Origin of the sequence: Cytobacillus sp. S13-E01 (assembly GCF_029193815.1) — a bacterium.
Lineage (GTDB): Bacteria > Bacillota > Bacilli > Bacillales > Bacillaceae_L > Bacillus_BV.
The window spans coordinates 1-4,643 of sequence record NZ_JARFVC010000067.1 but is presented as its reverse complement, the minus strand read 5'-3'; the positions used below and the strand labels follow the sequence as shown (position 1 = coordinate 4,643).

8 protein-coding genes and 1 pseudogene are annotated in these 4,643 nt (G+C 36.6%); 3 read left to right on the top strand and 6 right to left on the bottom strand.

Annotated features, from left to right (window positions below):
• The coding region (locus PY093_RS21080; RefSeq protein ID WP_275647702.1) for an IS1595 family transposase at positions 1-504 on the bottom strand (504 nt) is incomplete at its 3' end.
• 188 nt (positions 505-692) lie between these two features.
• The gene (locus tag PY093_RS21075; protein ID WP_275647701.1) at positions 693-953 is read right to left on the bottom strand and encodes a DUF1871 family protein; all 261 of its coding nucleotides are present in this window, start codon (positions 951-953) and stop codon (positions 693-695) included.
• Between the two features lie 90 nt (positions 954-1,043).
• Between PY093_RS21075 and PY093_RS21070 the strand changes: the two genes are divergently transcribed.
• Both PY093_RS21070 and PY093_RS21065 read left to right on the top strand, forming a co-directional pair.
• Positions 1,044-1,205 (top strand): hypothetical protein, encoded by a 162-nt coding sequence (locus PY093_RS21070; protein ID WP_275647700.1) that lies wholly within the window; start codon positions 1,044-1,046, stop codon positions 1,203-1,205.
• A gap of 80 nt (positions 1,206-1,285) precedes the next feature.
• Positions 1,286-1,504: a hypothetical protein gene (locus PY093_RS21065; RefSeq protein ID WP_275647699.1), complete on the top strand. Its 219-nt coding sequence runs from the start codon at positions 1,286-1,288 to the stop codon at positions 1,502-1,504.
• 83 nt (positions 1,505-1,587) lie between these two features.
• Here the strand turns inward: PY093_RS21065 and PY093_RS21060 are convergent.
• The 3 genes and pseudogenes from PY093_RS21060 to PY093_RS21050 form a co-directional block, all read right to left on the bottom strand.
• Positions 1,588-1,671, bottom strand: a pseudogene (locus PY093_RS21060) (histidine phosphatase family protein); the annotation flags it as partial.
• Positions 1,672-1,695: 24 nt separating this feature from the next.
• Positions 1,696-3,039, bottom strand: a complete 1,344-nt coding sequence (locus tag PY093_RS21055) for a sodium-dependent transporter (RefSeq protein WP_275647698.1) — start codon at positions 3,037-3,039, stop codon at positions 1,696-1,698.
• 126 nt (positions 3,040-3,165) lie between these two features.
• Positions 3,166-3,348: a hypothetical protein gene (locus tag PY093_RS21050; RefSeq protein ID WP_275647697.1), complete on the bottom strand. Its 183-nt coding sequence runs from the start codon at positions 3,346-3,348 to the stop codon at positions 3,166-3,168.
• A 171-nt stretch (positions 3,349-3,519) separates the two neighbouring features.
• Between PY093_RS21050 and kapB the strand changes: the two genes are divergently transcribed.
• Complete coding sequence (kapB, locus tag PY093_RS21045) at positions 3,520-3,906, top strand: kinase-associated lipoprotein KapB (RefSeq protein ID WP_275647696.1); 387 nt, start codon at positions 3,520-3,522, stop codon at positions 3,904-3,906.
• 141 nt (positions 3,907-4,047) lie between these two features.
• Here kapB and PY093_RS21040 read toward each other — a convergent pair.
• Positions 4,048-4,643 (bottom strand): group II intron maturase-specific domain-containing protein (locus PY093_RS21040; protein ID WP_275645404.1); only part of this gene is annotated, 596 nt, incomplete at its 5' end.

The window sequence follows — 4,643 nt, the reverse complement described above, 5'->3', positions numbered from 1 at the left end:
CAAGGATAAACCTACTAATACCTTGGTTTTGTCTGTGCCTCTCCCGCGCTTTCCGCCTTCGGACGGCGCACCAAAGAAGGCATCATCTAGCTCTACGATTCCTGCTAGCGTATAGTTTGCATCACGTTTTCTCATTGCTTGGCGAATCTTATGAAGCATAAGCCAAGCGGTTTTATACGTTACTTCAAGTTCTACTGAAAGCCTTGTCGCAGATACACCACGTTTATCATGAGCGATCATATAGATGGCTAAGAACCATTTAATTAAGTCAGTTCTTGTTTTTTCCATCACAGTTCCGACAGTGACAGTAGCTTGATACCGGCACTTTTTACATTCATAAAGCTTGTGCTTACGCGTTTTTGTTTCAAAGTATGCATCATGACCACACTTTTCACAACAAAAGCCATTCGACCACTTCAATGAAAAGAGATAATCATGACAAGCTTCTTCGGTCGAAAACTGTTTTTGGAAAGAAATCAGACTCATTTTTTGGTATCTGGACATACTAAACACCCTTTCAAGAACGATTGTTAGTAACCATTATTACCAAACATTGGTTCTTGGTATACATCATTCTGAGTCAAGGGGATACTCATTTTTTTAAATAAAAAGAGGCTGACTCCAAGTTGGTCAGACTCCACATTAGTTTTGTGGGGTCTGACCTCTTAGCTCCTGAGTCAGCCTCTTATTTATTATAATTCACATGAGGAATTATTTTTTATTAGTAATAATTTGTCTGCCATCTCTTTACAAGCTGATAAAGGAATATTCTCTTCAAACGAGAATTCATATATAGATTGAATTGTTTTCGATAGCCTTAAAGAATCATCGATTTGATGAACAGCTTGAAGAACATCTACAGCTTCTGTTTCATATGCACCTATGCCATGCCCTAGCGGATCCCAGTTTTCAAGAAGATCCATCAGTTGAAGATTTACGCCTTGCATATCCATTTTAATCACCTAATTGTTATGGTTTTATTTTAAAAAGCATATCTTATTTTATCATAACTTATCCTTTATTACATATTCAGGAGGTAGACTGTGAGTAAATTTAATTTTGACAGCATTATCGAACGGAAAGATACGCATTCTGTGAAGTGGGATTTAGCTGACCATATCTTTGGCGAATCAGATGTACTACCTATGTGGGTTGCCGATATGGATTTCAAAGCACCAGAAGAAATTCGAAAGATGCATGGCTAGATTCTTTACAGTCCTACTTGCAGGGAAACATTACGTACCTAACCTCTTTTATAGAAAACAATTTGCCTAGGATCAAAGTAATGACCCCTGACGCATCGTACCTCGTTTGGCTAGACTGCCGAGAGTTAGGTTTAACAGATGAAGAGATAAAGTCCGCTTTAGTAAAGAAGGGTAAATTAGCACTAGAACCAGGACATAATTACGGTCCTGGTGGAGAAGGCTTTGTCCGAATGAATATCGGCTGTCCATTAAGTACACTAAAGGATGGACTAAAAAGGCTAAAAGTCGCTTTTTCATAGTGATACTCGAGCAGAAATGCTCAAAAAAATGGATGAAGCTTTTGCCTTCATCCATCTAAATGTTCCGTAAAATTTAGAATCTAAGTTAATGGGAAATCCGCTCTTCCTTCATGAACATTTAAGAGGTCAGCTTCAGACTGACCATGCCTTATTAGTAAAATGTCCATCAAAACCACCTACATTCAACTTTTTTAGATCCATCCTAGTGAATTCATAAATATTAGGAAAATAGCAGTCGGTACAAGGAACCTAATTGAGAAATACCAAATATCAAAGAGAAAACCGATGCCCCTAGTCCCGTTTTCTAGCTCAGTCTTAACTAGTTTTCTTGGTAATTTATAGCCTACAAATAATGAAATAAATAAGGCACCAATCGGAAGGCCTAAATTAGTAGTAAGAAAGTCCGCGAAATCAAATATTGATTTATTAAAAATCTTGACATCTGATAATATACCGAATGATAATGCACTTGGAATCCCTACAAGGAATACAAGAATACCTGAAACCCAAGTGGTTTGCTTTCTTTTTTTGTTTTCATCCTTTACTAATGCAGCAACAACTATTTCTAAAATAGAGAATGCAGAGGTAAGTGTAGCAAAAAGCAGTAACAATAAGAAAATAAATAAAAACAACCCGCCAAACACCATTTCATTAAAAACAGCTGGTAAAACAACAAAAACTAAACCAGGTCCCGCTCCAGGCTCAAAACCAAACGCAAATACTGACGGGAAAATGACAAGCCCTGCAAGTAAAGAAATAAAAATATTTAGACCAACAATTGTAAAGGCCGATCTTCCGATACTTTCTTTTTTTGATAAATAAGAAGCATAGGTTACCATAACTAAAATACCAACACTAAGTGCAAAGAATGATTGACCCAATGCTAGCAATATAGTATCTGCTGTTATTCTGCTAAAATCGGGTTTTAACAGAAACTCTACACCCTTACTTGCACCTTCCAATGTTAACGAACGGCCCACCAAGATTAAAAACAAAATAAATAATGCAGGCATCATATATTTACTCGCTTTTTCAATTCCTTGTTGAATTCCACCTTGTACAACAAAAATCGTTAGCAACATAAATAGAAATTGAACGATTAAGACCTCATAGGGGTTTGCAATAATACTATTAAATAAGTTCCCATATTGCTCATTTGTTAGCCCTGATAATGAACCAGTAATACTCCTCCATAAATAAGAAAGGATCCAGCCACCGACCACACTATAAAAGGATAAAAGGATAAAAGATACAATAACTCCCATGTATCCAAGCAGATACCAATTTGTTTTTGGAACTAGCATCTTAAAAGAGCTTACTGCATCTTTTTGCGAGGCTCTGCCAATGATAAATTCAGCGATTAATATTGGCGCACCGATAAAAATAGTAAGGATAAGAAAAAGTAAAAAGAATATCGCACCACCGTTTGTTCCTGCCATATAAGGAAATTTCCATATAGCTCCAAGTCCGATGGCGGAACCTGCCGCTGCTAAAATAAAACCAATCTTAGATGTCCATTGCTCATGCTTTTCCATTGTCTAAACTCCCATAATTCATATTAATAATCAATAATATCATTTTTATATCATTATTTTACTTGATTAAGAAAAAGAAAAGAAAAGCTCCTACCAATTAAAGTAATCAGTAGGATTACTATGTGCCTATTCTTTTTCTTTTAATCGTTCTTCTAATTCTTTCGCCTTCTCTTGTTCTTTCTTCGATATTTTTATAATAAAGCGCATAGTCAGAATCGCTAAAATAAGAAAAATCATACTTGAAAAAAATGCTGGTATGTATTCTGATTTATCCTCTGGAAAGTACAAAAACAAATACAATGTATTCATCAAATGAAGCACTTTTACACTACCTTTCATTGGCTATTTTAATTTGCTTAGTATACCATAAAACATAAAGGTTTTATATGATAGAATTCCTGAGCATTGTTACTAGAGTAAAGTAGTATTATAGTAAAAATCGTTCATAGGTATATAAAATGATGATAGGAGTGTTTTAAGATGTCAAATGAAGAAATTAAAATAGGTGAAATAGTAACCGGTATTTATAAAACAGGAAAATATATTGGAGAGGTTACTGGTATTCGGCCGCAGCATTATCTAGTAAAGGTGAAGGCAGTTGTTAAGCATCCAATGCAAGGTGATCTTCATAATCCAAAAAAAGTAGATGTACCAATATTTCATGAACGTCGTGCACTATCCTTCAATGAACAAACAAATATCCCAATGCAAATGGTACATCTTTTCGATGGTGAAATTCCTCTCTACGAAGATTCGCTTCGGGGCGCATTAGACCAAATGAAGCAAGTCTTACAATCAGAGGAAAGTGATTGGGCTAACAAATGTATCGCAAACTTGTTAGCCCTTGAAAAAGATTATTTTAAATAAGAAAAGCTGAGGGCGCACGGAGCTAGAAACCAAAGGCAGGTCAAATTTTCACACTTTCTTATCCGTAATTAAGTAGGAGGGGGCGATTAACCCCCGACCTCTTACACCACCGTACGTACCGTTCGGTATACGGCGGTTCAATTAAGATTGGTGACGCAAAGTTTCGTAACGGGATAGCAGACTTTTGAGACCCTGGGAACTCCAATAGGAGTTTCCAAGGGTTCTGTGTAGTATTGGACTTTTGGAAATTCTCCAGTAACTTTTACGTGAGTTTCCCCATTCATAAGCCTTTCCTTTCGGAACGCCTAGCCCAATGAGTTTTCTCACCTTCGTACTTGGTTTCTTCCAATTCTTCCACGTACACATCCGAAGTCTTCTTTTAATCCACGAGTCAAATTTAGTGAACACGCTAGGCGTATCTGCCAATGCGAAATATCCGCACCACCCCATCAGATATTGATTGAGTTTCTTTATCCGATATTCCATGGAATAAGGTTTCTTCCTAGAGGTAATCTCACGGATTTTATCCTTCATCCGTTCTATACTCACTTTGGCAATCCGAACCTTCGGTTCTTTATGCGGAGTAAAGCTAAATCCAAGAAATTTTCTCTTCCAAGGACGGTCTACTGCGGATTTATTTAGATTAACTTTCAACTTAAGTTTCCCTTCAATAAACGAAGTAATAGAGTTCATAACCCGATTGCCTGCCTTCTCTGTTTTCACATAGATGTTGCAGT

Bases quoted from the DNA above. Each gene is read 5' to 3' on its own strand.
- PY093_RS21050 (WP_275647697.1), bottom strand. From the start codon at position 3,348: ATGAATACATTGTATTTGTTTTTGTACTTTCCAGAGGATAAATCAGAA.
- PY093_RS21065 (WP_275647699.1), top strand. From the start codon at position 1,286: ATGACCCCTGACGCATCGTACCTCGTTTGGCTAGACTGCCGAGAGTTA.
- PY093_RS21055 (WP_275647698.1), bottom strand. From the start codon at position 3,039: ATGGAAAAGCATGAGCAATGGACATCTAAGATTGGTTTTATTTTAGCA.
- kapB (WP_275647696.1), top strand. From the start codon at position 3,520: ATGTCAAATGAAGAAATTAAAATAGGTGAAATAGTAACCGGTATTTAT.
- PY093_RS21075 (WP_275647701.1), bottom strand. From the start codon at position 953: ATGGATATGCAAGGCGTAAATCTTCAACTGATGGATCTTCTTGAAAAC.